This is a genomic window from Variovorax sp. SRS16 (genome assembly GCF_901827165.1).
Classification (GTDB): Bacteria; Pseudomonadota; Gammaproteobacteria; order Burkholderiales; family Burkholderiaceae_C; genus Variovorax.
In genome coordinates this window covers 3236727-3263388 of the sequence record NZ_LR594666.1, presented here as the reverse complement: position 1 = coordinate 3263388, position 26662 = coordinate 3236727, and the positions used below count along the sequence as shown (strand labels likewise).

The 26662-nt window shown below is 69.3% G+C and carries 24 protein-coding genes; 16 read left to right on the top strand and 8 right to left on the bottom strand.

Annotated features, from left to right (window positions below; translation table 11 throughout):
* Positions 1–879: 879 nt before the first annotated feature.
* On the bottom strand, positions 880–2007 hold the full coding sequence (locus E5P2_RS15735) for an MBL fold metallo-hydrolase (protein ID WP_332107546.1): 1128 nt from the start codon (positions 2005–2007) through the stop codon (positions 880–882).
* A gap of 126 nt (positions 2008–2133) precedes the next feature.
* Between E5P2_RS15735 and E5P2_RS15730 the strand changes: the two genes are divergently transcribed.
* Entirely contained in the window at positions 2134–5703 is a 3570-nt protein-coding gene (locus tag E5P2_RS15730) for a patatin-like phospholipase family protein (protein WP_197908509.1), read from the top strand.
* A 15-nt stretch (positions 5704–5718) separates the two neighbouring features.
* Here the strand turns inward: E5P2_RS15730 and E5P2_RS15725 are convergent, their stop codons facing one another.
* Entirely contained in the window at positions 5719–7422 is a 1704-nt protein-coding gene (locus E5P2_RS15725; RefSeq protein ID WP_174262674.1) for a hypothetical protein, read from the bottom strand.
* An 89-nt stretch (positions 7423–7511) separates the two neighbouring features.
* Between E5P2_RS15725 and E5P2_RS15720 the strand changes: the two genes are divergently transcribed.
* From E5P2_RS15720 to E5P2_RS15685, 8 genes are read left to right on the top strand one after another with little or no spacing between them, the layout of a single operon-like run.
* Entirely contained in the window at positions 7512–8183 is a 672-nt protein-coding gene (locus E5P2_RS15720) for an amino acid ABC transporter permease (RefSeq protein ID WP_162568067.1), read from the top strand.
* Between the two features lie 5 nt (positions 8184–8188).
* Complete coding sequence (locus E5P2_RS15715) at positions 8189–8842, top strand: amino acid ABC transporter permease (protein WP_162568066.1); 654 nt, start codon at positions 8189–8191, stop codon at positions 8840–8842.
* Between the two features lie 49 nt (positions 8843–8891).
* Positions 8892–9689: a transporter substrate-binding domain-containing protein gene (locus E5P2_RS15710; protein WP_162568065.1), complete on the top strand. Its 798-nt coding sequence runs from the start codon at positions 8892–8894 to the stop codon at positions 9687–9689.
* 13 nt (positions 9690–9702) lie between these two features.
* Positions 9703–10482 carry an amino acid ABC transporter ATP-binding protein gene (locus tag E5P2_RS15705; protein WP_162568064.1) on the top strand — a complete coding sequence of 260 codons (780 nt, stop codon included), beginning with the start codon at positions 9703–9705 and terminating at the stop codon, positions 10480–10482.
* A gap of 1 nt (position 10483) precedes the next feature.
* Positions 10484–11230 (top strand): sugar phosphate isomerase/epimerase family protein, encoded by a 747-nt coding sequence (locus tag E5P2_RS15700; RefSeq protein WP_162568063.1) that lies wholly within the window; start codon positions 10484–10486, stop codon positions 11228–11230.
* The gene (locus tag E5P2_RS15695; RefSeq protein ID WP_162568062.1) at positions 11227–12177 is read left to right on the top strand and encodes a sugar kinase; all 951 of its coding nucleotides are present in this window, start codon (positions 11227–11229) and stop codon (positions 12175–12177) included. Before E5P2_RS15700 ends, E5P2_RS15695 begins: the two co-directional genes overlap by 4 nt.
* Positions 12177–13163 carry a 2-hydroxyacid dehydrogenase gene (locus E5P2_RS15690; RefSeq protein ID WP_162568061.1) on the top strand — a complete coding sequence of 329 codons (987 nt, stop codon included), beginning with the start codon at positions 12177–12179 and terminating at the stop codon, positions 13161–13163. Before E5P2_RS15695 ends, E5P2_RS15690 begins: the two co-directional genes overlap by 1 nt.
* Positions 13160–14203, top strand: a complete 1044-nt coding sequence (locus tag E5P2_RS15685) for a LacI family DNA-binding transcriptional regulator (RefSeq protein WP_162568060.1) — start codon at positions 13160–13162, stop codon at positions 14201–14203. Before E5P2_RS15690 ends, E5P2_RS15685 begins: the two co-directional genes overlap by 4 nt.
* A 15-nt stretch (positions 14204–14218) precedes the next feature.
* Here the strand turns inward: E5P2_RS15685 and E5P2_RS15680 are convergent, their stop codons facing one another.
* Positions 14219–15046: an enoyl-CoA hydratase gene (locus tag E5P2_RS15680; RefSeq protein ID WP_162568059.1), complete on the bottom strand. Its 828-nt coding sequence runs from the start codon at positions 15044–15046 to the stop codon at positions 14219–14221.
* Positions 15047–15202: 156 nt separating this feature from the next.
* Here E5P2_RS15680 and E5P2_RS15675 point away from each other — a divergent pair, with 156 nt between their 5' ends.
* The 5 genes from E5P2_RS15675 (at position 15203) to E5P2_RS15655 (ending at position 19421) form a co-directional block, all read left to right on the top strand.
* A complete protein-coding gene (locus E5P2_RS15675) occupies positions 15203–16402 on the top strand; it encodes a saccharopine dehydrogenase family protein (protein WP_162568058.1) in 1200 nt (399 codons plus the stop codon).
* Positions 16399–17904 (top strand): L-piperidine-6-carboxylate dehydrogenase, encoded by a 1506-nt coding sequence (amaB, locus tag E5P2_RS15670; RefSeq protein ID WP_162568057.1) that lies wholly within the window; start codon positions 16399–16401, stop codon positions 17902–17904. Before E5P2_RS15675 ends, amaB begins: the two co-directional genes overlap by 4 nt.
* Positions 17905–18003: 99 nt before the next feature.
* Positions 18004–18603 carry a GNAT family N-acetyltransferase gene (locus E5P2_RS15665; RefSeq protein ID WP_162568056.1) on the top strand — a complete coding sequence of 200 codons (600 nt, stop codon included), beginning with the start codon at positions 18004–18006 and terminating at the stop codon, positions 18601–18603.
* A gap of 120 nt (positions 18604–18723) precedes the next feature.
* Positions 18724–18927, top strand: coding sequence for a hypothetical protein (locus tag E5P2_RS15660; RefSeq protein ID WP_162568055.1), 204 nt, complete (start codon positions 18724–18726; stop codon positions 18925–18927).
* Positions 18924–19421, top strand: a complete 498-nt coding sequence (locus E5P2_RS15655) for a HugZ family pyridoxamine 5'-phosphate oxidase (protein WP_162568054.1) — start codon at positions 18924–18926, stop codon at positions 19419–19421. Before E5P2_RS15660 ends, E5P2_RS15655 begins: the two co-directional genes overlap by 4 nt.
* 40 nt (positions 19422–19461) lie before the next feature.
* Here the strand turns inward: E5P2_RS15655 and E5P2_RS15650 are convergent, their stop codons facing one another.
* Positions 19462–20763 carry a UDP-N-acetylglucosamine 1-carboxyvinyltransferase gene (locus E5P2_RS15650; protein WP_162568053.1) on the bottom strand — a complete coding sequence of 434 codons (1302 nt, stop codon included), beginning with the start codon at positions 20761–20763 and terminating at the stop codon, positions 19462–19464.
* 72 nt (positions 20764–20835) lie between these two features.
* Between E5P2_RS15650 and E5P2_RS15645 the strand changes: the two genes are divergently transcribed.
* Together E5P2_RS15645 and E5P2_RS15640 are read left to right on the top strand one after the other, a co-directional pair.
* A complete protein-coding gene (locus tag E5P2_RS15645; protein WP_162568052.1) occupies positions 20836–21447 on the top strand; it encodes a LysE family translocator in 612 nt (203 codons plus the stop codon).
* A gap of 112 nt (positions 21448–21559) precedes the next feature.
* On the top strand, positions 21560–21973 hold the full coding sequence (locus tag E5P2_RS15640) for a VOC family protein (RefSeq protein ID WP_162568051.1): 414 nt from the start codon (positions 21560–21562) through the stop codon (positions 21971–21973).
* Positions 21974–22008: 35 nt separating this feature from the next.
* Here the strand turns inward: E5P2_RS15640 and E5P2_RS15635 are convergent, their stop codons facing one another.
* The 4 genes from E5P2_RS15635 to E5P2_RS15620 are packed head-to-tail and all read right to left on the bottom strand — an operon-like array spanning position 22009 to position 26642.
* The gene (locus E5P2_RS15635) at positions 22009–22461 is read right to left on the bottom strand and encodes an Lrp/AsnC family transcriptional regulator (protein ID WP_162568050.1); all 453 of its coding nucleotides are present in this window, start codon (positions 22459–22461) and stop codon (positions 22009–22011) included.
* A 25-nt stretch (positions 22462–22486) separates the two neighbouring features.
* Positions 22487–22942: a RidA family protein gene (locus E5P2_RS15630; RefSeq protein WP_162568049.1), complete on the bottom strand. Its 456-nt coding sequence runs from the start codon at positions 22940–22942 to the stop codon at positions 22487–22489.
* Entirely contained in the window at positions 22939–23928 is a 990-nt protein-coding gene (locus E5P2_RS15625; protein WP_162568048.1) for a transglutaminase family protein, read from the bottom strand. The genes E5P2_RS15630 and E5P2_RS15625 overlap by 4 nt, the downstream gene beginning before the upstream one ends.
* A gap of 5 nt (positions 23929–23933) precedes the next feature.
* Positions 23934–26642 (bottom strand): circularly permuted type 2 ATP-grasp protein, encoded by a 2709-nt coding sequence (locus E5P2_RS15620; protein ID WP_162568047.1) that lies wholly within the window; start codon positions 26640–26642, stop codon positions 23934–23936.
* Between the last annotated feature and the right edge of the window lie 20 nt (positions 26643–26662).

Below are 26662 nucleotides of genomic sequence, written 5' to 3'. Positions count from 1 at the left end.
TGGCGGCCATACAGCGGGCGGCGTAGGTCCTCTGTCGAGGTCTTGCTCCCTCTCCCTCTGGGAGAGGGTTGGGGTGAGGGCGTCCGGGCCTTTGAACTGTTGTCTTCGTTGGTTGGGCTGTTGGCCGGGAATTCGCCCCGGGGGCGACTTACTTTCTTTTGCTTCGCCAAAAGAAAGTAAGCAAAGAAAAGGCGACCCCACTGTGCGCGACCCTTCGCTTCGCTACGGGCAACCTGCGGTGCTCGCTTTTCGCGGGGTCTCGCTCAAACTCGCTTCGCTCAGACAGTCGCGAGCCCTGATCCGCGAAAAGCTGCGCTCCTCGGCGCGCACAGAGGGGATGAGGGTCAACGCGCCATGGCGCGTATATGTGTTTCTCGGGCCATCGCTTCGCTCGGCTGCGCAGCAGCCAATGGCATCGAGTAACGCTGCCAATTGCTGATTGAACTTCTCATTCGCGATTGATCTGCATCGACAGCCGATGGCCGACGCCATCGAATCTATCCACGCAATCGTCGCGCGGCGCTGCTCCACACAAGGACGCGCCAAGGCGCGTTGACCCTCATCCCCTCTGCGCGTGCCGAGGAGCGCATCTTCAGGCGGATCAGGGCCGCGCGTGTTTGAGCGAAGCGAGTTTGCGCGGACCCCGCCTGAAGCGAGCACCGCAGGTTGCCCGTAGCGAAGCGGAGGGACACGCGCAGTGGGGTCGCCTTTTCTTTGCTTACTTTCTTTTGGCGAAGCAAAAGAAAGTGAGTCGCCCGCCGGGGCGAATTCCCGGCTCCGGCCTCACATCAAACACAACGCCAAATCAAAGGCCCGCAAGCCCTCACCCCAACCCTCCCCCAGAGGGGGAGGGAGCAAGTCATCAGGGCCGGAAAAAAGCTAGCGCACCCCTTCCCACCACCGCACATTCGCACGCGGCACGCCGATGGTCACCACCTCGCCAAGCTCCGGCGTCGCGAGCTCGATGTGCTTGTCCTCGGCCAGCTTCGCGATGCGCGCCATCGGCTCCTGCCACGGATGAAAGGCGAGGTCGAAGGTGCTGTTGTGCACGGGCAGCAGCACCTGGGCGTGCACCTCCTCGAAAGCCTGCACGCTTTGCTCCGGCGTCATGTGGACCGAGGGCCAGTGGCTGTCGTAGGCACCGTTCTCGATCAGCGCCAGGTCGAAGCCGCCGAAGCGTTCGCCGATCTGCCTGAAGTTCGGCGAATAGCCGCTGTCGCCGCTGTAGTAGATGCGCTGCGTGCCGCTTTGCATCACCCAGCCGGCCCACAGCGTGTCGTCGCGATCGTCCAGGCTGCGGCCCGAGAAATGCTGCGCCGGCACGGCCGTGACCTGCACCTCGCCCTGCGTCGCCGACTGCCACCAGTCGAGCTCGGTGATGCGATCGGCCGGCACGCCGAGCGCGATCAAGCGTCGGCCGACCCCAAGCGGCACGAAGAAGCGTTGCGCGCGCTGCGCCAGGTAGCCGATGGTCGCGGCATCGAGATGGTCGTAGTGGTCGTGCGAAATGATGACGCCCTCGATCGCCGGCAGCTGCGCGAGTGCGATCGGCGATTCCTCGAAGCGCTTGGGCCCGATCCACTGGAAGGGCGACGCGCGCTCGCTGAACATCGGATCGATCAGCCAGTAGCTGCCGCGCAGCTTGAGCAGGCTCGACGAATGCCCGATGCGCGCCACGTGGTTGGCTTGCGGATCGAGTGCATCGAGCTGTGCGGCGCCGAGCGCGTGCACCGGGATCGGGTCGATCGGCATGGTGCCGGTCTTGGTCTCGAACAGGAACCTCGGCCAGATCTTCCATGGGCTCGCCGAGGGCAGGGCCTGCGGGTTCGGCGGGTTGCGGAAACCGCAGCCCTTGAACTGCGGCGACGACGCATAGGGCGATGCGTCGCAAGGACCATGGCCGGCGCAGGCCGCGAGCAGGGCACAGGCCGCGATGGCGAGCGCCGCATGCAGCCGGCATGGCCGCAGGCACCGGTGTGCGAAGGCGAAGGAGGGCAGCATGGACATGGCGTGCGAATTCGTCGAGCGGGCAAAGGCGCCGCGCCGAGCTTACTGAATCCGGCATAGACCATTCGTCCCATTGATCGCGCCTGCCAAAGGTGAAATATTCCACGCCGAACCACGAGGAGCCGCATGGACGACACCATCCAGAAGCTGGTGAACGCCCGTCGCATGGCGCTCAACGGCAGCGACGACGGCGGACGGCCCTGGGGGCTGGCGCTCTCGGGCGGTGGCATCCGCAGCGCGACCTTCTGCCTCGGCCTGCTCAAGGCGCTGGCGTCGCGGCGGCAGTTGCTGCGCTTCGACCTGATCTCCACCGTCTCCGGCGGCGGCTACATCGGCGCCGCGCTGGGACGGCTGTGCACCAACGCCGACTCGGCCGACGCGGTGCGCGAGATCGAGCGCACGCTCGGCGATGTCGACCGCTCGCGCTTCGGCTGGTGGCTGCGCGCCAACGGCCGCTACCTGATTCCGGGCGGCATGCGCGACACGCTGTTCGCGACCGCGCTCTACCTGCGCAACCTGCTGGGCACGCACGTCGAGATCGCGATCGCCGCGAGCCTGATCGGCATGGTGCTCGCCGCCACCAACCTGCTGCTGTGGGATGCGGTGTTCCGCGCGGTGGACCTCGATGGCGCGCAGGCCGACGTGGCGCTCGCCGGTGCCGAGCTCACCAGCACGCAGGCGCTGCTTGCGATCGTGCAATGGGCCACGCAGGTGCCGACGCTGTGGTTCACCTGGATCGGACCCTTCATCGCGTCGCTGGTGCTCGCGTGCGCCTACTGGTCGGTGCGCGACAAGCCATCTCCCTCCTCGATGTTCCTGCAGGTCGGCATGTGGTGCGCGCTCGGCGCCGGCGCGTGTTGGGTGGGTCCTCAACTGGTCCATCACTACAGCGGCCCGCAATGGCTCGCGCCGGCCTTCGTCGGCTTCGCGCTGTGCTGGATCGTCGCCTTGCTGTGGGTGCTCTGGCGCGGCCGGCAGCGCAACGCCAGCCAGCTGCGCAACGAGCTGACCGATGCGCTGGCCTCGGTGCTCAACACCGCGCTGCTGATCGGCCTGCTCGGCCTGCTCGACCGCAGCGCCTGGTGGCTGGCGGCCGACAATCAGCAGCAGCGCATCTCCTACGGCGCCGTGCTGCTGGTCGCGGCGGCGGCGCTGCGCGGCGTGCTGCCGACGCTGCTGTCGCAGAAGGGCCAGGCGCCCGGCATCGGCAAGACGGTGCTGCTGACGCTGGCCAGCCTGCTCGGGCTGGTGCTGGCCTTCTGCCTTGCGGCCTGGTGGATCGGCGTGGTGTACGCAGCCGTGTTGCTGCAGGTCTTCACGCCCGAAGGGCTCGACTTCTCGCGCGGCTGGGTCTGGCTCGGGACCATCGGCGTGATCGTGGGCTCCTATGCACTGGTCACGGGGCGCAACTTCGCGTTTCTCAACATCTCGTCGCTGCACATGTTCTACCGCGCGCGCATCGTGCGCGGCTACCTCGGTGCAGCCAATGCGCGGCGGCTCGGCGCCAGCCCGACCGACGAGATCTCGGGGCTCGAACCGCCGCAGGTGCCGGTGGGCGAGGTCGATGCGCACGACGACATCGCGCAGCTGCACTATGCGCCGCATCTGCACGGCGGGCCGGTGCATCTGGTGAACGTCTGCATCAACCAGACGCACGACTCCAAGGAGCGGCTGTTCAATCGCGATCGCAAGGGCCTGCCGCTGACCATCGGTCCGCTCGGCTGGATGCAGGCCGGCGGCGGCGCGTGGCTGCAGGCCCGTGCCAAGGCCGCGCTCACGCTCGGTGCCTGGACCGCGATCTCGGGCGCCGCGATCGCGCCGGGCCTGGGCCGCGTGACCAAGCGCGGCATCTCCGCGCTGTCGGTGTTCGCGGGCCTCCGGCTCGGCTACTGGTGGGACAGCGCCGATGCCGGCATGGTGCAGCGCGGCGCCGCCGCGCGCGGCAGCACGCTCCTGATGAAGACGCGCTTCCTGCTGCTCGAATGCTTCGGCGCCTTCCCGGGCAGCAGCTCGGCCAACTGGTACCTGAGCGACGGCGGCCATTTCGAGAACACCGGCGCCTATGCGCTGCTGCGTCAGCAGGCCGCGCTGATCGTGATCGCGGACTGCGGCGCGGATCCGGACTACCGCTTCTGCGACCTCGAGATCCTGATCCGCCGCGCGCGCATCGACCTCAATGCCGAGATCACCTTCATGAAACCGCAACCGGACGCCGAGTGGTCGCACCGGGAGGCCTTCGGTTCGCTCAACGACCTCGCTTCGCCCAGCAGCCAGGCCTGTCTTGCGATGGCGAACGTGCGCTACGCCAGCGGCGCCACGGGGCAGATCGTGCTGGTCAAGCCCAATGTCTCGGCCGCGCTGCCGGTCGACCTGGTGAACTTCAAGGCCGCCAATCCGCTCTTTCCGCAACAGCCGACCACCGACCAGTTCTTCGACGAGGCGCAGTGGGAAAGCTACTTCCAGCTCGGCGCCGAGATCGGCCACCGGCTCAAGGGCGAACTGCTCGACCAGGTCGCGGCGGGTGCGCAGGGGCTTTTCGTGCCCGACGATGGCCAGTCGCTGCCGGTGGACGATGCCGATGCGCCGCGCACGGCCGGCGAGCGCAGCGACGGCGCTGCGGCCGCGGCCGTCGGCAAGATGAGCCGCCTGCAGGCGCGCGTGATCAAGGCCGGTGCGGTGACGGCATCGGTCGGGCTGGGCACCGCCGCCACCTTCGGCGTCGCGGCCTGGCAGGGCATCGACAACTGGCGCTCGCAGCAGGCTGCGACCGAGCAGTCCGAGAACACCGCCTTCAAGGACCTGAGCAATGTCTGGGCGCACCTGCCGGCCGGCACCTCGGCGAGCGAGGCGCCCTCGCTGCTGGCGGCTGAATTGCTGCGCACCGGCGACCTGCTGTGCCGCGAGGGCAGCGACAACTTCATGGCCAAGTTCCGTCTCTCGGTGCAGATCGTCGACGATGCCAAGCGCGCGTGCGCCAAGGAAGCGCCGCAACAGCGCACGCCGGCCTGTGCGCGCCTGCTCGACGCGGGCAACGGCATCGACTGCCTGCAGCCGACGCAGGCGCCGGCCTGTGCGCCGCGCTACTGGGCGCGCGACTACAGCGGCCTGACGGCATCGAAGGAAAACTGCAGCGGCACGGCACCGGCGCCCTGGCCCGCGGTGGTGTGGTTGCGCGACGTGGTGACCGGCGGCCCCGCCGTCCAGGTCGCGGCCGCACCGCCGCCGCCGGCGGAGGCCCCTGCGCCTTCGGCCATGCGTGGCATCGAACCGGGACAGGTCGGCGCAGCGTCCGGAGAGGCCGGTGCGACGCCGCCCGAGGCCGGGGGCGCACCGATGCCCGCAGCCGACGTGTGCCGTGGCGTCGTGGTTTACATCCAGCTCTACGGACCGGCGCTGCGCGACGCGGCGCGCGCGTTGCGCGAGCCCTGGCACGCGCTCGGTGCCTCGGTGCCGCCGGTCGAGGACGTGCTGCGCACCTCGCGCCAGGCCGGGCGCTCGCCGCCCACCGGCCATCCGCAGCCGAGCGTGATCATCCGCGACGAGTCGCAGCGCGCCTGCGCCCAGGCGCTGGTGCAGACCGCCGCATCGCCGACCGGCCAGCCGTGGACCATCAAGCTGTTGCCGCGCTCGCTCAAGGGCGCGGCCGATGCGATCGAGGTCTGGCTGCCGCGCACCCGGGATACCTACGGGAACTGAGCAAGGCCGCGGCCCCTAATCCGCCCCCGCCCGCCAGACCCGCGCCAGCACCGCCAGCTTGGTGCGAAAGGTATGGCGCTCGTCCGACAGCGCATCGATGAAGTCCGACAGCCGCTTGGACTTGATCATCGTGTAGACCGTGAGCCAGGTCGTGAAGATGCCGATGCCGAACAGCCAGGCTGCCTTGCGCCACCACGGCGCATCGGCCTCGGCCAGCAGGTTCATGCCGAGGAAGCCGGTGGTGATGGTGCCGATCAGGCCGAACAGCGTCACCACCGTGAGCCGCACCACCGTGTTGGCCTGGCGCCGCAGGCTGTCGGCATCGAGGTAGGTGTTCATGTCGGCGATGCGCACCTTGACTTCGTCGTACAGCGGATCGAGCCCCAGGTGCGTGGTGCACAGACGGAACAGCGCGCGCACCTGCGCCTGCTCCGAGATCTCGTGGAACCAGTAGCGGTGCGTGAAGCGCAGGAAGCCCTCGAAGCTCATGCGGATCGCGCGCTTGAAACGCTTGACGCTCGCGACATCGTGCACGTCGAGATTGCGCAGTGCCTCCACCAGCCGGTCGGAGAACATCAGCAGCGCCGCCTTCTGGAAATGCGCGATCAGGAACAGCAGGAAGTGCTGGTGCCTGAACTGCGCGAGCACGCCGCGATCGCGGCAGCCGAAGAATTCGGAGCGCGCATCCCCGACCACGATCAACGCGCGGCCGTTGCACAGGTAGCGCGTGTTGGGCGCGGCGCCGGCATCGACCCAGAAGCGGTCGTAGCAGTAGCGCTGCTCGAAGTCGGCCACCTGCGCCTCGGCATAGGGCAGCGGTCCGGCGCCGCCGACCGCGGGTTCCGCGGCGCCCGTGACCATCGCGAGCCGGATGAAGTCGCTGCGCGACAGGCGCCGCGGATCGTCGAGCGAGAGGTAGGCCATCACCGGCATGCGGTAGTACTCGAGCTGGCGAAAACGCAATGCGCCGGGCTCGTCGGAATGGTCGCTCACCAATGGCTGCATCAGCCAGGCCCAGTGGGCCGCGAGGCGCGGCGCGCGGTGCTCGGCCACGTGCGAGAGAAAGGCCTCGCGCTGCTGCGCATCGGAGCGCGCGAGCACGCGGCCGTCCGCGGCCAGCCATTCGACGCTGTTCATGCAATGCAAGGCCTGGCCCTGCGCGTCCCAGCCGCCGGGGTAGGCGCGGCCGAAGCGGTAGAGCAACTCCTGCGCCTGCGGCAGCCCGAGGTCGTCGGCGCCGACCTCGACGTTGAGCAGCACCACGTCGACGTCGAAGAAGAAATACAGGTCGACATGCACCACCTGCAGCGTGACCGGCGCATCGCCGGGCTTCGGCAGCACGCGCACGGCGGCGACATCGCGGCGGCGGAACACGCGCATCGGCGATTCGCTGCCGATGTCCGTTCCGGCCTCGCGCCCGCGGCGGCCGTCGCCATAGAGAAAGCGCTGCACATAGGGCAGGAAGCTCACGAACTCGTTGTAGTGCCGTTCGTGGAAATGCTCGCTGCTGCCGTTGTATTCGTCGATCTCCTCGTGCCAGGGCGACGCGTCGCCGAGTTCGCGCAGCACCTGCCATGGGCCGCGATGCGCATGGCGCGGCTGCGCGGTCGGCATCAGCCGCAGCGGCCACAGCAGGGTCTGGCGCAGATGACGCACGACCGGCGTGGCGGCTGCGGGGTCGATCGCTGCGGCAGCATCCGATGTCTCGGTGATCAGCATCGCGTCAGTGTAGGCAGGCGGTAGGTGGGCACGGTGCCTAGGGAAATCCCGGGTGCGCGTCTGAAACCGGTTTCAATATACTTGCCGCCGTGCACTACCAATTCCAGTTCGAAGCCGTCTTCGCCGCCTGGCCGCTGTTGCTCAAGGGCACGTGGATCACCATCCAGCTCTCGCTCGTCGCCACGCTGCTGGGCCTGGTGGTCGCCATCTTCTGCGCCTGGGGCAAGACCTCGGGGCCGGGCTGGCTGCGCTTCATCGTCAATGCGTACATCGAGGTCATTCGCAACACGCCCTTCCTGGTGCAGCTGTTCTTCTTTTTCTTTGCATTGCCGGCCATCGGCTTGCGCTGGTCGCCCTACACCGCGGCGCTGACCGCGATGGTGGTGAACCTCGGCGCCTACGCGACCGAGATCATCCGCGCCGGCATCGAGTCGATCCCCAAGGGCCAGATCGAGGCGGGCAGGGCGCTCAACCTCAAGCCGTGGGAGATCTTCCGCTTCGTCATCATCAAGCCGGCGCTGAAGGCCATCTACCCGGCGCTCACCAGCCAGTTCATCCTGCTGATGCTGAGCTCGGCCGTGGTGTCGGTGATCTCGGCCGATGACCTCACCTCGGTCGCGGCCAACCTGCAATCGCAGACCTTCCGCAGCTTCGAGATCTACATCGTGGTCGCCGCGATCTACCTCGCGCTGGCGCTGGCCTTCTCGGCGCTGTTCAAGCTGATCTACCAGCGCACGCTCAACTATCCGGACCGGCGCTGAACACCATGCGTACCTTCGGCACTCCCGAATTCCTGTTCATCCTCGAAGCGGCCAAGTGGACGCTGGCGCTGTCGCTGATCGCCTTCGTCGGCGGCGCGATCCTGGGCCTCGTGGTCGCGCTGGCGCGCACGTCGGACAGCAAGACCGCGCGCACGCTGTCGACCGGCTTCATCCAGATCTTCCAGGGCACGCCGCTGCTGCTGCAGCTGTTCCTGATCTTCTTCGGCGCGCCGGTGCTCGGCTTCGACATCAATCCGTGGATTGCCGCCGGCGTCGCGCTGGTGCTCAACAGCGCGGCCTTCCTCGGCGAGATCTGGCGCGGCTGCATCGAGGCCGTGCCGCGCGGCCAGTGGGAAGCGGCCGAGGCGCTGAGCCTCAACTACAGCGCACGCATGCGCGACGTGGTGCTGCCGCAGGCCTTCAAGATCGCGCTCGCGCCGACCGTGGGCTACGTGGTGCAGATCATCAAGGGCACTTCGCTGGCGGCCATCATCGGCTTCACCGAGATCACGCGCGCCGGGCAGATCATCAACAACGCGACCTTCCAGCCGCTGTATGTCTTCACGACGGTGGCGGCGATCTATTTCGTGATCTGCTGGCCGCTGTCGCTGCTGGCTGCGCACATGGAGCGTCGCCGCGCGCGTGCCCTGGCGCGCTGAGCACTGCGTTTTCTTTTCTCATCCGACTTCAAATCAAGGAGACTCCGACATGAACCATTCCATCGCCCGCCGCACGGCCCTCGCAGCCATCGCCTTGGGCGCCGCGCTCACGGCGTTCGCACCCTTCGCCTCGGCGCAGAGCGTGGCCGACATCAAGAAGAAAGGCGAGATCACCATCGGCATGCTGGTCGACTTCCCGCCCTACGGCACCACCGACGCCAAGAACCAGCCCGACGGCTACGACGCCGATGTCGCCAAGCTGCTGGCCAAGGACTGGGGCGTCAAGGCCAACATCGTGCCGGTCACCGGGCCGAACCGCATTCCCTTCCTCTTGACCAACAAGGTCGATCTGCTGGTGGCTTCGCTGGCCATCACGCCCGAGCGTGCCAAGCAGGTGCAGTTCTCGACGCCCTATGCGGCCGCGACCATCGTTCTCTACGGCAAGAAGGGCAGCACGATCAAGAGCGCGGCCGACCTGAAGGGCGTGCGCGTCGGCGTGGCCCGTGCCAGCACGCAGGATGTGGCCGTGACCAAGGCCGCGCCCGAAGGCACCGAGATCCGCCGCTTCGACGACGACGCCTCGGCCATGCAGGCGCTGATGTCGGGCCAGGTCGATGCGATCGGCTGCTCGGTCACCGTGGCGGCGCAGATCGCCAAGCGCGTGCCGGCCAACACCTTCGAAAACAAGTTCACGCTGGTGCAGCAGGCCATGGCGATCGCGATGCGTCCGGGCCAGGACGACCTGCTCAAGAACGTGAACGACTTCGTGCAGAAGAACACCGCCAACGGCGAGCTCAACAAGCTCTACAACAAGTGGCTCGGCGCTGACCTGCCCAAGCTGCAGTAAGACGCGAAAAGCCATGACGGACGCAGTCACGACCCAGGCGGGCGCCGACACCATCATCCGGATGGAGGCGGTGAACAAGTGGTACGGCACCTTCCAGGTGCTGACCGGCATCGACCTGTCGGTGAAGAGCGGCGAACGCATCGTGATCTGCGGGCCGTCCGGTTCGGGCAAGTCGACGCTGATCCGCTGCATCAACCGGCTCGAGACGGTGCAGAAGGGCCGCATCGTGGTCGACGGCATCGAGCTCACGGCCGGCGGCAGGAACATCGACGCCGTGCGCGCCGAGGTCGGCATGGTGTTCCAGCAGTTCAACCTGTTCCCGCACCTCACCATCCTGCAGAACTGCACGCTGGCGCCGATGCGTTCGCGCGGCCTGAACAAGGCCGAGGCCGAAGCGATCGCCATGAAGTACCTGACGCGCGTGCGCATTCCCGAGCAGGCGAACAAGTACCCGAGCCAGCTGTCGGGCGGCCAGCAGCAGCGCGTGGCGATCGCGCGCGCGCTGTGCATGACGCCCAAGATCATGCTGTTCGACGAGCCTACGTCGGCGCTCGATCCCGAAATGGTCAAGGAAGTGCTCGACACCATGATCGGCCTGGCCGAGGACGGCATGACGATGCTGTGCGTCACGCACGAGATGGGTTTCGCACGCAGCGTGGCCGACCGCGTGATCTTCATGGCCGAAGGAAGGATCGTCGAAGAGGCGCCGCCGGAAGAGTTCTTCGCTCATCCGAAGAACGAGAAGACCAAGCAGTTCCTCGGGCAAATCCTCTCCTCTCACCAAGCGCATTGACGTGTTCCAAGTACTGATCTCGCTGTCATCCTACGGCGCAGCCGAAGTCGGCCAGCACGGCCAGCTGTGGTGCGCGCAGCTCGCGAAGGCGGCCGGCGCCGACGGCGTCGAGGTGCGCGGCGAGCTGCTGCGCAATCCGTCGTCGGAGCTGCCGGCGCTGGCCGGACTGGCTTCGGTCTATTCGAGTCCCGAAGGTCTGTGGGCCGAAGGGGGCTTGCTCGACGGCGCCGCGCTCGCGCGCGGCCTCGCCGCCGCGACCGCGCTCGGCGCGCGCCGGCTCAAGATGGCGATCGGCGATTTCCGCGTGTCCTCGCACGGCGCGTTGGCGGGCCTGAAAGCGCAGCTCGACGAGACCCGCATCGAACTCATGATCGAGAACGACCAGACCGTGTCGGCCGGCTCGCTGCCTGCATTGCAGGCCTTCTTCAAGGCGGCCGACCACGCGGGGCTCGACCTCGGCATGACCTTCGACATGGGCAACTGGCACTGGCTCGGCGAATGCCCGCTGCAGGCCGCCTCGGCACTGGCCTCGCGCGTGCGCTACGTGCATTGCAAGGGCGTGCAGCGCCTGCCCGCGAAATGGGTGGCGGTGCCGCTGGCCGACTCGGTCGCGCCGTGGCGCGCGGTGCTGCGCGCATTGCCGGCCGACGTGCCGCATGCGATCGAATACCCGCTGATCGGCGACGACCTGCTCGCCGTCACGCGCGACCAGGTCGCGCACATCCGCGCGCTGCGCGCTGTGTCATGACGAAGCCTGCCTTCGATGTCGCGCTGTTCGGCGAAGCCATGCTGCTGCTGGTGGCCGACCGCCCCGGACCGATCGAGAACGCGACCGCCTTCCACAAGCGCACCGCCGGCGCCGAGACCAATGTCGCCATCGGCCTGGCGCGCCTCGGGCTCCGGGTCGGCTGGGCCAGCCGCCTCGGCACCGACTCGATGGGCCGCGCACTGCTGGCCGCGATGCGGGCCGAGGGCATCGACTGCTCGCACGTGGTCAGCGACGCGACGCAGCGCACGGGCTTCCAGTTCAAGGGCCGCGTGACCGACGGCAGCGATCCGCCGGTCGAATACCACCGCAAGGGTTCGGCCGCCAGCCACATGGGCCCGGCCGATGTCGACGAAGCCTGGCTGTGCTCGGCACGGCACCTGCATGCGACCGGCGTGTTCCCGGCCATCTCCGACACCAGCCTGCAGGCCGCGATCCGCAGCATGGCGGTGATGCGCGCGGCCGGCCGCACGATCTCCTTCGATCCCAACCTGCGGCCCACGCTCTGGTCCTCGCCCGAGCGCATGCGGCAGGAGATCAACGGCCTCGCCGCGCGCGCCGACTGGGTGCTGCCGGGCATGGAAGAAGGCTTGTTCCTCACCGGCGAGACGACACCCGAAGGCATCGCGCATTTCTATCGCGCGCTCGGCGCGAAGCTGGTGGTGGTCAAGCTCGGCGCCGACGGCGCCTACTACGACAGCGACGTGGCCGGCACGGGGCGCGTCGACGGCTTCCCCGTGAAAGAGGTGATCGACACGGTCGGCGCCGGCGACGGCTTCGCGGCCGGCGTGATCAGCGCGCTGCTCGAAGGCCGGCCGGTGCCCGATGCGGTGCGGCGCGGCGCCTGGATCGGCGCGCGCGCCGTGCAGGTGCTCGGCGATACCGAAGGCCTGCCGACGCGGGCCCAACTCAATGAGGCGAACTTGTGATGCAAAAAAAGAAGGTGCTGGTGTTCCGCGAACTGCCCGATGACCAACTGGCGCGCCTGCAGGCGGTGCACGAGGTCACGGTGGCCAATCCGCGCATCGCCGCGCAGCGCGAGGCCTTCGAGGCCGCGCTGCCGACGGCGCAGGGCATGATCGGTTCGGCCTATCCGGTCGATGCCGCGCTGCTCGACCGGGCGCCGAAGCTCGAGGCGATCGCCAGCGTCTCGGTCGGCGTCGACAACTACGCGCTGTCCGAGCTGCATGCGCGCGGCATCCTGTTGTGCCACACGCCCGGCGTGCTCGACGAGACAGTGGCCGACACGGTGTTCGCGATCCTGATGGCGACCTGCCGCCGCGTGGTCGAGCTGTCGAACCTGGTGCGTGAAGGCCGCTGGGACAAGAACATCGGCGACGAACTGTTCGGCTTCGACGTGCACGGCAAGACGCTCGGCCTGCTGGGCTTCGGCCGCATCGGTCAGGCGATCGCGCGCCGCGCCGCGCTCGGCTTCGGCATGCCGGTGCTCTACCACGCGCGCCATCCGGTCGACCTGGCGGCGCAGGCGCCCGAGCTGCAGGGCCGTGCCATCCATACGCCGCTGGACGATCTGCTGGCGCGCGCCGACATCGTGGTCGCGATGCTGCCGCTGTCGGACAGCACGCGCGGCATGATCGATGCGCGCGTGTTCGGCGCGATGAAGCCGGGCGCGATCTTCATCAACGGCGGGCGCGGCGCGACCGTGCAGGAAGACGCGCTGCTCGCCGCGCTCGACCACGGCACGCTGCGCGCCGCGGGGCTCGACGTGTTCGCCGCCGAGCCCTTGCCCAAGGCCTCGCCGCTGCGCACCCACCCGCGCGTGACGCCGCTGCCGCACATCGGCTCGGCCACGCACGAGACGCGCCACGCGATGGCCGAGCTGGCGACCACCTGCCTGTTGCAGGCGCTGGCGGGCGAACGGCCGGCGGCGGTTTTCGATACGGCTGCGGCGTGAAGGCGAGGCCGCCACGAGCAACGATCGCGGATGTCGCGAAAGCGGCAGGGGTGTCCAAGGCCACCGTTTCCCGATTCCTGAATCACCGCGAGCGCCTGCTGAGCCCCGACATCGCGGCGCGCGTCGAAGCCGCCGTCACCCAGCTCGCCTACACGCCGAGCCTGATGGCGCAGGCGCTGAGCCATGGCCGCTCGCGGCTGATCGGCCTCGTCGTGGCCGACATCACCAATCCCTACTCGGTTGCGGTGCTGCGCGGCGCCGAGAAGGCCTGCCAGGATGCGGGCTACCTCGTGATGCTGTTCAACCTCGGCAACGACATCGACCGCGAGCGCGAGGCGATCGATGCGCTGGCGGGCTACCAGGTCGACGGCTTCATCCTCAACACGCTGGGCCGCGGCGCCGGCCTGGTCGATGCCGATGCGCTGCATGGGCGACCCGCGGTGCTGGTGGATCGGCGCCATGCCGGCATGCACACCGATTTCGTGTCGCTCGACAATGCGGCCGCGATGAAGACCGCATGCAGCCACCTCGTCGAAGGCGGATGGTGCGAGCTGCTGTACATCACCGAGCCGCAGAAGGGCGTGAGCTCGCGGCGCGAACGCACCGCGGCCTTCGGCGGCTGCATGGAGGCGCATGCGTCGGACGCGCCGCGCGTGGCAGGGCAGGTGTTCGAAAGCACGGACGGCGACGCCGATGCGCTCGACGCGGCGCTGCGTGCCCTGCGCCAGCGCGCGAAGCGCGGGCGGCGTGCGGCGGTGATCGCCGGCAACGCGGTCGTCACGTTGCGCGTCGCGGCGGCGATGGCGAAGCTCGGCTGGCGCTTCGGCGAGGAGCTGGGTTTCGTCGGCTTCGACGATCCCGAATGGACATCGCTGATCGGGCCCGGCCTGAGCGTCATCTCGCAGCCCACCGATGCGATCGGCCGCACCGCGGCGGTCTGCCTGATCGAGCGGCTCAAGGGGCTGGAGACGGCGCCGCGGCAGTTGCTGCTGCCGGGTGAGCTGGTGATTCGCGGCTCGTCGCGCGCGCCTGCGGCCTAGCGCCGCGCACGCAGCTCAGCGCGCGGCCCAGTCCGGTGGCCGCTTGTCGATGAAGGCCTGCACGCCTTCGAGCGCCGCCTCGTCCATCATGTTGCAGGCCATCGTGCGGCCGGCGTCCTCGTAGGCGGCGGCGATGTTCTTCTCGATCTGCCGGTAGAACAGCGCTTTGCCCATCGCCACCGCGACGCGCGGCTTGGCCACGATGCTCGCCGCGAGGCGCTCGACCTCGGCATCCAGCTGCGCGGGCTCGGCGACGCGATTGACCAGGCCTTGTTCCATGGCGCGCGCGGCATCGATGAACTCGCCCGTCACGAGCATCTCGAATGCGGCCTTGCGCGAGAGGTTGCGCGACAGCGCGACGCCGGGCGTCGAACAGAAGAGGCCGAGCGTCACGCCGCTGACCGCGAAGCGCGCGTCCGATGCCGCGACGGCCAGGTCGCACATCGCGACCAGCTGGCAGCCGGCCGCGGTGGCGATGCCCTGCACGCGTGCGATCACCGGCACCGGCAACTGCTGGAGCGCGAGCATCACGCGCGTGCATTGCGCGAACAGGGCCTGGTAGCGGTCGAGCGCGGGTTGCGCGCGCATCTCCTTCAGGTCGTGGCCGGCGCAGAAGGCGCGGCCCTCGGCGGCCAGGATCAGCACGCGCACCGTGTCGTCGTGCGCGACGGCGTCCAGCTCGGCCTGCAGCGCGTCCAGCATCGCGGCGGACAGCGCATTGAAGGTGCGCGGGCGGTTGAGCGTCAGCGTGACGACGCCGCGCGCATCGCGCACGGTCCGTACCAGCGGGTCGGAGGGCCCGCCGGGGTTCTCGCCGGATGCAGTCTCGTGGATCTTCGTCATACGTGTCTCCATGCGGTCCATTGTGGACCGAAGTCCTGACGATTCGATCGTTCGCGCCGTCGTTACGGCCGAATCGCCGGCCCTTGCGACGCAATGGCGGCTTCCCGCTGCCAGCCCTCGCTCCTACAGTTCCTTCTGGTTGAACAGGAGTCCGTCATGAGCCCGATCCCCCTTCGCAAAGTCCTCGTGCTGGGTGCCGGCAAGGTGGGCAGCACGGTGGCCGACATGGTGGCGGAATACCACCGGCTTGCGGTCACGCTCGCCGATCGCGCGCATCCGGTGCCGGTGCCGGACGACCGTCTGGTCGAGCGCATCGTTCTCGACGTCGGCGACGACGCGGCGCTGGCCGCCGCGCTGGCCGGCCACGACGTGGTGATCAACGCGCTGCCGTTCCATCTTGCGGCGCGCGTCGCCGCCGCGGCGCGCGCATGCAACGTGCATTACTTCGATCTGACGGAAGACGTGGCGGCCACCGCCGCGATCCGTCTTCTGGCCGAGGGCGCGCGCAGCGTGATGATGCCGCAGAGCGGGCTGGCGCCGGGCGTGATCGGGATGCTGGGCGCCCACCTGGCCGACCGCTTCGACACCTTGCACGACCTGCGGCTGCGCGTCGGCGCGCTGTCGCGCCATGCGACCGGTCGGCTGCGCTACAACTTCACCTGGAGCATCGACGGCGTCATCAACGAGTACTGCCATCCGTGCGCGGCCATCGTGCAGGGCCGGCAGGTGTCGGTGCAGCCGCTGGAGGGTCACGAGAGCTTCGTGCTCGACGGCGAGACCTTCGAAGCCTTCAATACCTCGGGCGGCCTGGGCACGCTGTGCGAGACGCTGGCGGGCCGCGTGCGCAACCTCGACTACAAGACGATCCGCTATCCGGGCCACCGCGATGCGATGGACTTTCTCCTGCATGACCTGCGCCTGGTCGAACGGCGCGATCTGCTGCGGCAGGTGCTGGAGCATGCGGTGCCGCACAGCCGCGAGGACAGGGTCATCGTGTTCGCATCGGCGTGCGGCCTGCGCGCCGGCCGCTTCGAGCAGGAGAGCCGTGTGGCCCGCATCGCCGGCGGCCGCTTGCGCGGCATCGAGCGCACGGCGATCGAACTGGCGACGGCGGCGGGCGTGGTCGGTGTGGTCGAGCTGCTGCGCAACGGCCACCTGCCGGCGCGCGGTTTCGTGGGCCAGGAGCAGGTGGCGCTGGACGCCTTCCTCGCCACCCGCGTCGGCAGCTGCTATGCGGCACTCGGCGACACGCCTGCGGCTGCGGCATGGCCGGCCGAGCTGCATCGCGGCCCGGCGCCCGCGCACACCTGGCCGCCGTCGCTGCGACGCAGGACCCGCAAGGAGCCACAGCCATGAACGATCCGCTCTCCCTCTTCGAACGCTGCGGCATCGGCGCGGCGGAACGGGCCGGCGGCACGCTGCCCGTGCGCTCGCCCATCGACGGCGCCGAACTCGCGCGCCTGCGCGAGACCCCGCTGGCCGCGATGCCGGCACTGATCGGCCGCGCGAAGGCCGCGTTCGCGCCATGGCGCGACGTGCCGGCGCCCGTGCGCGGCGAACTGGTCCGCCTCTGGGGCGATGAACTGCGCAGCGCCAAGGCCGACATCGGCCGGGTCGTCTCGATCGAGGTCGGCAAGATCGCCGAGGAGGGCCTCGGCGAAGTGCAGGAAGGCGTGGACATCTGCGACTTCGCGCTCGGCCTGTCGCGCCAGCTCTACGGCCGGACCATCGTGTCGGAACGGCCCGGGCACCGGATCATGGAGCAGTACCACCCGCTCGGGCCCGTCGCCGTCATCACGGCCTTCAATTTCCCGAGCGCGGTGTTCGCATGGAATGCGGCCCTCGCGCTGGTGTGCGGCGATCCGGTGCTCTTCAAGCCGTCGGAGAAGGCGCCGCTGTCGGGCCTGGCGACCTTCAGGGCGCTGGAGCGGGCCATCGCGCGCTTCGGCGACCGGGCGCCCGCGGGCCTGGCCCAGATCGTGATCGGCGGTGCCGCGCAGGCCGAGGCGCTGGTCGACAGCACCGACATTCCGCTGGTCTCGGCAACCGGCTCCACGCGCATGGGACGCGCGGTCGGTCCGCGGGTCGCGGCGCGCTTCGGCCGCCGCATCCTCGAGCTCGGCGGCAACAACGCGATGATCGTGACGCCCGAGGCCGACCTCGACCTGGCGCTGCGCGCGATCCTGTTCAGCGCGGTCGGCACCGCAGGCCAGCGCTGCACCTCGCTGCGCCGGCTCATCGTCCATCGCACCGTCAGGGAGCGGCTGCTGTCGAAGCTGGTGGCGGCCTACGAGAGCCTGCGCATCGGCCATCCGCTGGAGCCCGGCACGCTCGTCGGACCACTGATCGACCGGGCGGCCTGGGAGGCGATGCAGCGCGCGCTCGAAGACGCCATGGCGCAGGGCGGCCGTGTCGTCACCGGCGGCGAGCGCATCCTTGCCGAACGCTTCGCGCACGCGTTCTACGTGCGGCCCGCGATCGTCGAGATGCCGGCGCAGACCGCGGTGGTGCGCCGCGAAACCTTCGCGCCGCTGCTCTACGTGCTGGCCTACGACGCCTTCGACGAGGCCATCGCGCTGCACAACGACGTGCCCCAGGGGCTGTCGTCGTGCATCTTCTCGAACGACCTGCGCGAGGTCGAACGCTTTCTCTCGGCGGCAGGTTCCGATTGCGGCATGGCCAACGTCAACATCGGTCCGAGCGGTGCCGAGATCGGCGGTGCCTTCGGCGGCGAGAAGGACACCGGCGGCGATCGCGAGAGCGGCTCCGACGCCTGGAAGCAGTACATGCGGCGCAGCACCAACACCCTCAACTTCTCGAGCCGGCTGCCGCTGGCGCAGGGGATCCGCTTCGAGTGACGACCTTCTGCGGCATCGGATGGCGCAGGCTCAGGTCGAGCAGGTTCCAGGCGTCGATGGCCGACAATCTCTCGCTGTTCGCCCGTTCCCCGAAGTCCCATGTCCCAGCGATCCCCGCCACGCATTCAACCCACCCTGACCGGAGACACCGTCGAGCTCCGGCCGCTTCGTGCCGAGGACCGGCAGGCGCTGCTCGCGGCGGCGGCCGATGGCGAGCTGTGGAACTCGAAGCTGACCGTCATCCCCGGGCCCGGCACCGTCGACGCCTACATCGACGCCGCATTGGCCGGGCGCGAGGCCGGCACGGTGATGCCCTTTGCCATCGTCCTGCGGCGCAACGGCCGGGTCGTCGGCTCCACCCGCTTCTGGAAGATCGATGCCGTGCATCGAAAACTCGAGATCGGCAGCACCTGGCTGAGCGCGTCGATGCAGCGCACGGGCGTCAACACCGAGGCGAAGCTTCTTCTTCTGACGCACGCCTTCGAGGCCCTGGATTCGGTGCGCGTCCAGTTCACCACCGACGAGCTGAACGAGCGGTCGCGAGCGGCGATCCTGCGCCTCGGCGCGAAGCAGGAGGGCATCGTTCGCAACGAGCGCATCATGCCCGACGGCCGCAAGCGCAACTCGGTGCGCTTCAGCATCATCGATGCCGAATGGCCCGGCGTGAAAGCCGCCCTCACGAAGAAGATGCGAACATAGCCGCCTCGCCAGCCACGCGATGGAACGTGCAGAAGGTCACGAAAAATTCACGCGGCTGACGCATGCGTGCAGGGCTGCGGCTCGTCAAGCCCTGGGTCCATGGCATTCTTGGAAACCAGAATGAACACCTATCCGACAGCCAGCCAGGCCAACGGCGTGGCCCGCACGCTGAGCAAGAGCTCGGCCTGCACCATCGTCGTCTACCGGACCGATGACCACTCTTTCGTGACCGCGCGGCCAGCGGATGTCGTGCACGGCCTCGTGGTCGGCATCTACCGCAACGGGTACCAGGTGCGCTACCCGGAGCGCAAGGCGAGCGCTTGACCGCCGAAGGCGGATTGGCCGGCGCCTTGCGCGCGCTGCTGCACTCGCAGCGCGTCGCGGCACTCGGGACGCTCGACGATGACGGCGCACCCTTCGTGTCGATGGTGCCGTTCGCGGTGGTGCCTTCGTTGGGATGCCTGGCGCTCCATGTCAGCGGTCTGGCGGCCCACACCGGTCATCTGCTGCGACGGCCCGGCGTGTCGCTGCTCGTCATGCAGCCCGAGGTGGCCGGCGAGCCCGTCCATGCCTTGCCGCGCGTGACCCTGGCGGGCGAGGCCACGATGCCGGTCCCCGACAGCCCCGCGTGGCACGCATGCCGGGCCGCCTACCTGGAAAGGTTTCCCGAGGCCGAGCCGATGACGCAGCTCGACGACTTCCGTTTCGTCGCCATCCGCCTGGCGCATGGCCGGCACATCGCCGGCTTCGGCGCCGCGCGCGATGTGGGCCCGGACGCGCTCGAACGCGCGCTCGCAGGCCCGGTCCTCCGAAAGTGAAAGGCGGCGAAGCGGCGGGGCGCGCAGCCGCCGGCTGACCTCATTCCTCGCTCGTCCACTCCACCTGCACGCCGAGGCCGCGCAGGTTCTCGACGAAGCCGGGATGCGCGCGGCGGATCGGCGTGGCATTGCGGATCTCGGAGCGCCCCTCGATGCTGGCCGCCACCATGAAGAGCGCGATCGCGACGCGGATGATGTAGGGGCTCTCCACCACCGCCGGCACCAGCGGATTGCCGCCGAAGGTGATGAGCCGGTGCGGATCGGACGAGAACACGTGGGCGCCGAACTTCGACAGCTCGCCCGTCCAGCCCAGCGCGCCGTCGTAGACCTTGTTCCAGAACATCGCGTTGCCCTGCGCACGCACGCCCAGCGCGATGAAGATGGGCAGCAGGTCGACCGGAAAGTAGGGCCACGGCGCTGCCTCGACCTTGGTCAGCACGTTGCTGGTGAAGGGCGTCTGCACCTTCAGCGGGCCGCTGCGGATGGCGCGCGACCAGCCGTCCTCGTGCACGATCCGCACGCCGAACTTGGCGAAGGTGCGGTCGATCAGCGGGAAGTTCCCGGGCGCGCTGTTGCGCACGCTCACGTCGCCGCCGGTGATCGCGCCGAGCGCCAGGAAGGTCGTGATCTCGTGGAAGTCCTCGTCGAATCGGAACTCGCCGCCGCCCAGCGCCTGGCCGCCGTGCACGGTCAGGCGCGAGGTGCCGATGCCTTCGATGCGCACGCCGATCATCGCCATGAAGCGGCAGAACTCCTGCACGTGCGGCTCCGACGCCGCGTTGGTCAGCACCGATGTGCCATCCGCGGCCGCGGCGCACAGCACGAAGTTCTCGGTGGTGGTGACCGAGGCGTAGTCGAGCCAGTGGTCCGTCGGCCTGAGCCGGCCGCCGCTGCGCACCAGCAGGGAACCATCGACACGCTCGACCTCGCCGCCGAAGCGGCGAAACACATCGACGTGCGGATCGATCTCGCGCACGCCCAGCGTGCAGCCCTTGACGTTGTCCTCCAGCCGCGCGACGCCGAAGCGCGCGAGCAGCGGCGGCACCAGCATGATGGACGAGCGCATTTCCTCCGGCAGCCGGTGGCGCGCGGCGTCGAAGGCGGTGTCGCGGTGATGCAGTGCCAGCGTGCCGGTCGCGTGGTCCATCTGCACCTCGCTGCCCAGGGTGCGGAAGATCTCGAGGATCTTGCGCACGTCGGTGATGTCGGGGACGCCGTGCAGGCGCAGCGGCTCGAGGCTCAGCAGCGTCGCGCACAGCACCGGCAGCACGGCATTCTTGTTGGCGGAGGGGGTCACGCGGCCGCGAAGCGGCGCGCCGCCGTGCACGATGAGATTCGACATTCCCGCACTGTACCCGGCGGCCGGCGCGAACCCGCTTGACCGCCGCGCCCGCACCCCGCAGCATGCATGTCCATGAACCTCGCAACCTGGCTCATCTACCTGCTGGCGGCCCTCGGGCTTTCGCTGTCGCCCGGCCCCAACGGCCTGCTGGCGCTGACGCACGGCGCATTGCACGGCCGGCGCAAGACGCTCTACACCATCTTCGGCGGCGCGCTCGGCTTCATCGCGGTCGTGGCCCTCTCGATGTTCGGCATCGGCGCGCTGCTCAAGGCCTCGCTGGTGGGGTTGACCGTGATGAAGTGGGTCGGCGGCGCCTACCTCGTCTGGCTCGGCATCCAGGTCTGGCGCTCGCCGCCGATCGGCATCGACGTCGAGGCTTCGGCGCAGCCCCGCACGGGCTTCTCGCTGTTCCGGCAGGGCGCGCTCTCGGCGCTCACCAATCCCAAGGGCCTGCTTTTCTTCACGGCCTTCCTGCCGCAGTTCATCGATCCGGCGCGCAGTCTCTTCGGCCAGTTCGTCATCATGGCCGGGACCTTCGCCGTCATCGAGATCGCGATCGAGCTGCTCATCGCCAGCATGGCGCATCGCATCAGCCCCTGGCTGCGGCGCGTGGGCCGGCGCTTCAACCAGGCCTGCGGCGGCGTGTTCATGGCGATCGGACTGGCGCTGCCGCTGCGCGCCTGAGCGGTGGCGCGCCCCTCGAAAGCGGGGCACATCCGATGCAATGTGGACGATGTCCATTTTGCGTGCTAAGGTTGGGTTCACCGCATTCGAAACCCTCCGTTCAAGGATCCCCATGGCACAGAATCTCTGGCTCAACCTGCCCGTCAAGGACCTCGCCCGATCACGCGCATTCTTCGAGGCGCTCGGCTTCGCCATCAACGACCGGCATGGTCAGAGCCACATGGTGAGCCTGGTGGTCGGCGACCCCGGCGTGATCGTCAACCTGTTCCCCGAATCGGCCTTCGCGGCCATGGCGGGCGCCGGCGTCTCCGATGCCGCGAAGGCGGCCGAGGTCATGCTGTCCCTCGGCGCGAATTCGCGCGAGGAAGTCGACACCCTCACGCGCAAGGCCAAGGCCGCAGGCGCCACCGTGTTCGGCGAGCCCGCCGAGGTGCAGGGCTGGATGTACGGCAGCGGCTTCGCCGACCTCGACGGGCATCGCTGGAACCTGCTGCACATGGACATGGGCCGCATGCCCAAAGGCTGATCGGGCGCCTCGATCGAGACGTGCGCGGCCTTGTCTCAGCGTTCGGGCGGCGCGACCGCGCTGCGGCGGTCCACCTTGCGGCTGAGCACCACCGACGTGTGGGTCTGGCGGATACCCTCGATCAGTCCGATGCGATCGAGCAGGGCGTCGAGCTGCTCGTTGGTCTCGCAGTGCAGGAGCACCATGTAGTCGTACTGGCCGCTGACGGCCGAGACCTCCTCGACCTCGGGCAGCCGTTCGAGCGCGCGCACAACGCCGGCGCCCATCCTGGGCGCCACGCTCAGGCCGCAGTAGGCCCGTACCGCGGCCTGTTCGAGCTGCTGCCCGAGCCGCACGCCGTAGCCGGCGATCACGCCATCGCGCTCCAGGCGCGCGATGCGTGCCACCACCGTCGTGCGCGCCAGCTCGAGCTTGCGCGCGAGCAGCGCCGCCGACTCGCGCGCGTTGGCCCGCAGCAGGCTCAGCAGGTGGCGGTCGGTGTCGTCCAATCAGCGCTCCGGCATGCCCAGAGGGTCATTCGATTTCAGCGATGAGCTCGATCTCGACGCAAGCGCCCATCGGAATCTGCGCGACACCGAAGGCGCTGCGCGCGTGCGCGCCCTTGTCGCCGAAGACCTCGGCCATCAGTTCGCTCGCACCGTTGGTGACCAGGTGCTGCTCGGTGAAGCTCGCGGTCGAATTGACCAGGCTCATCAGCTTGACGATGCGCCGGACCTTGTTCAGATCGCCGATGGCCGCATGCAGCGTGCCGAGCAGGTCGATCGCGATCGCGCGCGCGGCCTGTCGGCCCTCGGCCGTCTCGATGCCGGCGCCGAGCTGGCCGACCCAGGGCTTGCCGTCCTTCCTGGCGAGATGGCCGGAGAGGAAGACCAGGTTGCCGGTCTGAACGAAAGGCACATAGGCCGCGGCCGGCGTGGCGACGGGCGGCAGCGTGATGCCGAGGCTGGTGAGTTTGTCGTAGATGCTCATGAGGGTTCCTTGTCCCGGTGGTTCGGGGTTTGATTTTGCGATTGCGATTGCGATTGCGATTGCGATTGCGCGGCTCGTGCCGCTTCCTCGCGCAGCTCTTCGAGCGGCTGCACGGTGACCCGCACATCGAGCGTATGCCGTGCGCCGCCGTGCAGCACGCCGCGCATCGGCGAGACATCGGCGTAGTCGCGGCCGATGGCGAGCATGACGTAATCCGCGCCGGGCTGGCGGCCGTTGGTCGGATCGAAGCCGCTCCAGTCGCCGGGCCCCTCGGTGCCCGGCAGGTAGACCGACACCCAGGCATGCGAGGCGTCGGCGCCGACCAGGCGCGGCTCGCCCGGCGGCGGCTGCGTCAGCAGATAGCCGCTGACATAGCGCGCCGGCAATCCCATGGTGCGCAGGCACGCGATCATGATGTGGGCGAAGTCCTGGCACACGCCCTTGCGCTGCGCCAGTGCCTCGATGGCCGGCGTGTTGATCTCGGTGCTCTCGGCGTCGTAGACGAAGTCGCGATGCATGCGCAGCGTCAGGTCCATGGCCGCGTCGAACAGCGGCCGGCCGGGCACGAAGCTGGGCCGCGCATAGGCCGCGAAGTCCTCGTGCCGCGGCACGTAGGTCGACGGAAAGACGAATTCGCAGGCCGGGTCGAAGGCTGCGCCTTTGGCATAGCGGAAACGCTCGCGCACCGCTTCCCAGGGCAGCGCGCGGTCGGCCGCCGGCGAGAGCTGCGGCACCGCGGTCTCGACCACGCTCTCGGCGGTGACCACCAGTTCGTCATGCGTGGAATCGAGTGCGAAGAAGGCGCGCGCATTGCCGTAGACATCGGGCGACTCGCTGCGCTGCGCGGGCGCGGGCTCGATCGTGAGCGCGTGGTTCACCAGGCGCTGCGAAGCGCAGGCGATCGGCTTCAGGTGCGCCAGATGCTGGGCCGTCTCGACGGCCGGTGCATAGGCATAGCGGGTTTCGTGCGTGACGTGGAGCAGCATGAGGGTCAGGCGCCGACGGAGCGTACCGGGTCGGAAGTCAAGGTGAAGTAACGGATGCCGATCGCATCCGACACATGGTAGGCCGCGGTCTCGCAGGCTTCCAGCAGCTGCTCCAGCGCCGGATAGCGGGCCTCTGGCCCGGCTTCGCAGAGCCGCTCGAGCGTCCAGCCGGCCGGGTCGGGCAGCTCGTGCGACAGCGCGCTCAGCTTGCCCGGCGCGCTGCCGGCCAGCCGCGCGATGCGCCCGCGCAGCGTCTGCGTGACCCAGGCCAGCGAGCGCGGGTTGTCACCGTCGAGCACCAGCAGGTCGATCATGGTGGCGACGTCGCGCCGCTGCTGGTAGCGCGCATGGAAGGTGATGGTGCTGTCGAAGAGCGCGATCATGGCCTCGAAGCCGCTGACCTCGTGCACCGATGCCGTCTCGAAGCCGGCCTGCAGCGCGCTCGACAGGAAGCCGAGCCGCTCGATATGGCGGCCGATCGACAGCAGCCGCCAGGCATCGTCGCGCGTCATGCGGTCGGTCTGTGCGCCGGTGATGGCGGCCAGCGCGCCGCTCGCCGACTCGAGGTCGCGCAGCGCAGCGCCGCTCGCATAGCCGCCGTCGCCGGCCTCGCCGGCCAGCTCGGCGCTGCGGCGCAGGAATTCGTTCTCGGCGCGCACGATCTGGTTCCAGTGGTCCTGCGACAGCCGCTCGCGCACCGCGGCAGCCGCCTGCCGGATGCAGCGCAGGCTGTAGCCGACGCTGCCGCCGCGTTCGACATCGCCCAGCTCCGCGATCAGCGCGCGCTCGAACACGCGCCGCGATCGCGGCGGGCTCGGCACTTCGCGCGGCACCAGCGCATTGCGCACCGCCATGCCGTGCAGCCAGGTCAGCAGGGCGGGCGAAGAAAGATCCTCGCCGCCCAGCAGGTCGAGCGTGAGCCGTGCGAGGCGCACCGCGTTCTCGGCGCGCTCGGTGTAGCGGCCGAGCCAGAACATGTTCTCGGCGGCGCGGCTGGTCACCGGCGCGCGATGCCGCGCGAGCGAGGCCGGCGTTGCGTGCGGCTGCAGCCGCGTGCTGCGGTCGACCTCGCCGCGCGTCTGCATCTGCACCCAGACGTCGGCGCTGCTGCCGCCGCGCTGCATCGATGCGATCTGCGCCGAGGCGTCCAGCAGCCGCGCGAGGCCGCCGGGCAGCACGCGCCAGGACTGCGCGCCGTCGCTCACCGCGAACACGCGCAGCAGCACCGAGCGCGGCGCGATCCGGCCGGGCCCGACGCGCTGCGACCAGGTGGGCATCTGCGACATCGGCAGGTAGCTCTGCACCGTGTGCTCGTCGCCCTGGCGCACGATGCGGCCGGCCCATTCGTCGAGTTCGCGCCGGCTCATGCGGCTGCCGAGCACGGCGTCGAAATTGGTGTGCGTGTCGTAGCCGGCGTAGGTGGATTTGATCGCGCAATCGCGCAGCTGCGGCAGCACCGCTTCCATGGCGGCGCGTTCGCCGCACCACCAGGTCGGCAGCGCCGGCAGTTGCAGCTTCTCGCCGATCAGGCGGCGCGCCAGCGCGGGCAGGAAGCCGAGCAGCGCCGGCGATTCGAGAAAGGCCGAGCCGGGCATGTTGGCCACCAGCACGTTGCCGGCGCGGATCGCCTGCAGCAGACCCGGCACGCCGAGCGTGGAATCGGGCCTGAGCTCGAGCGGGTCGAGGAACTCGTCGTCCAGGCGCTTGATGAGTCCGTGCACCGGGCGCAGGCCCTGTAGCGTCTTCAAATACAAGCGCTGGTCGCGCACCGTGAGGTCGCTGCCTTCGACCAGCGTGATGCCGAGGTAGCGCGCGAGGTAGGCATGCTCGAAGTAGGTTTCGCTGTACGGCCCCGGCGTCAGCAGCACGACGTGCGGCGGCGCGCCGGCCGGGCACATGCGCTGCAGGCCTTCCATCATCGCGCTGTAGGTCGCGGCCATGCGCTGCACGTGCAGCGCCTCGAAGGCCTGCGGGAATTGGCGCGAGATCGCGAGCCGGTTCTCGATCAGATAGCCGAGGCCTGAGGGCGCCTGCGTGCGCTGCGAGACGACCCACCAGTTGCCGTCGGGTCCGCGCGCCAGGTCGAAGGCGGCGATGTGCAGCCAGGTGTCGCCGGGCGGCGCGACGCCGTGCATCGCGCGCAGGTAGCCCGGATGGCCCTGCACCAGCGCCGGCGGCAGCAGGCCTTCGGCCAGCAGTTGCTGCGCGCCGTAGACGTCGGCCATCACGCGGTCGAGCACGCGCACGCGCTGCAGCACGCCGGCCTCGATCTGCGCCCAGCTGTCGGGCGAGACGATCAGCGGGAAGAGATCGAGCGACCAGGGCCGCTGCGGACCGTCGGCATCGGCATAGACGTTGTAGGTGACGCCGTTGTCGCGGATCTGCCGCTCGAGGTTGATCGAGCGCCGCGGCAGGTCGCCGAAGCCGCCGGCGCCGAGATGCTCGAAGAATGCGGACCAGGCGGGCGCGAGCGGCGGGCGTTCTTCGGCGCTCGGGTTGTCGTCGGCGGCCGATACCACGGGCGGGGTGGAGGATGCATCGTGCAGTGGCGCCGGCTGCGAGGCGACGCCGGTAGATGAAGGCTCCGGCGGCGTCGGCACGCCGCGCAATTCGTCGAAGTGGCCGGGCGCTGCAGCGGGCGCAAGCGCCGACGCGAGTACGGCCGGTGCTTCCGAAGCCGGTGTGTCGAAGAGAGATTCGTTCAGTGAGTCCACGATCCGTGGATTGTCACATC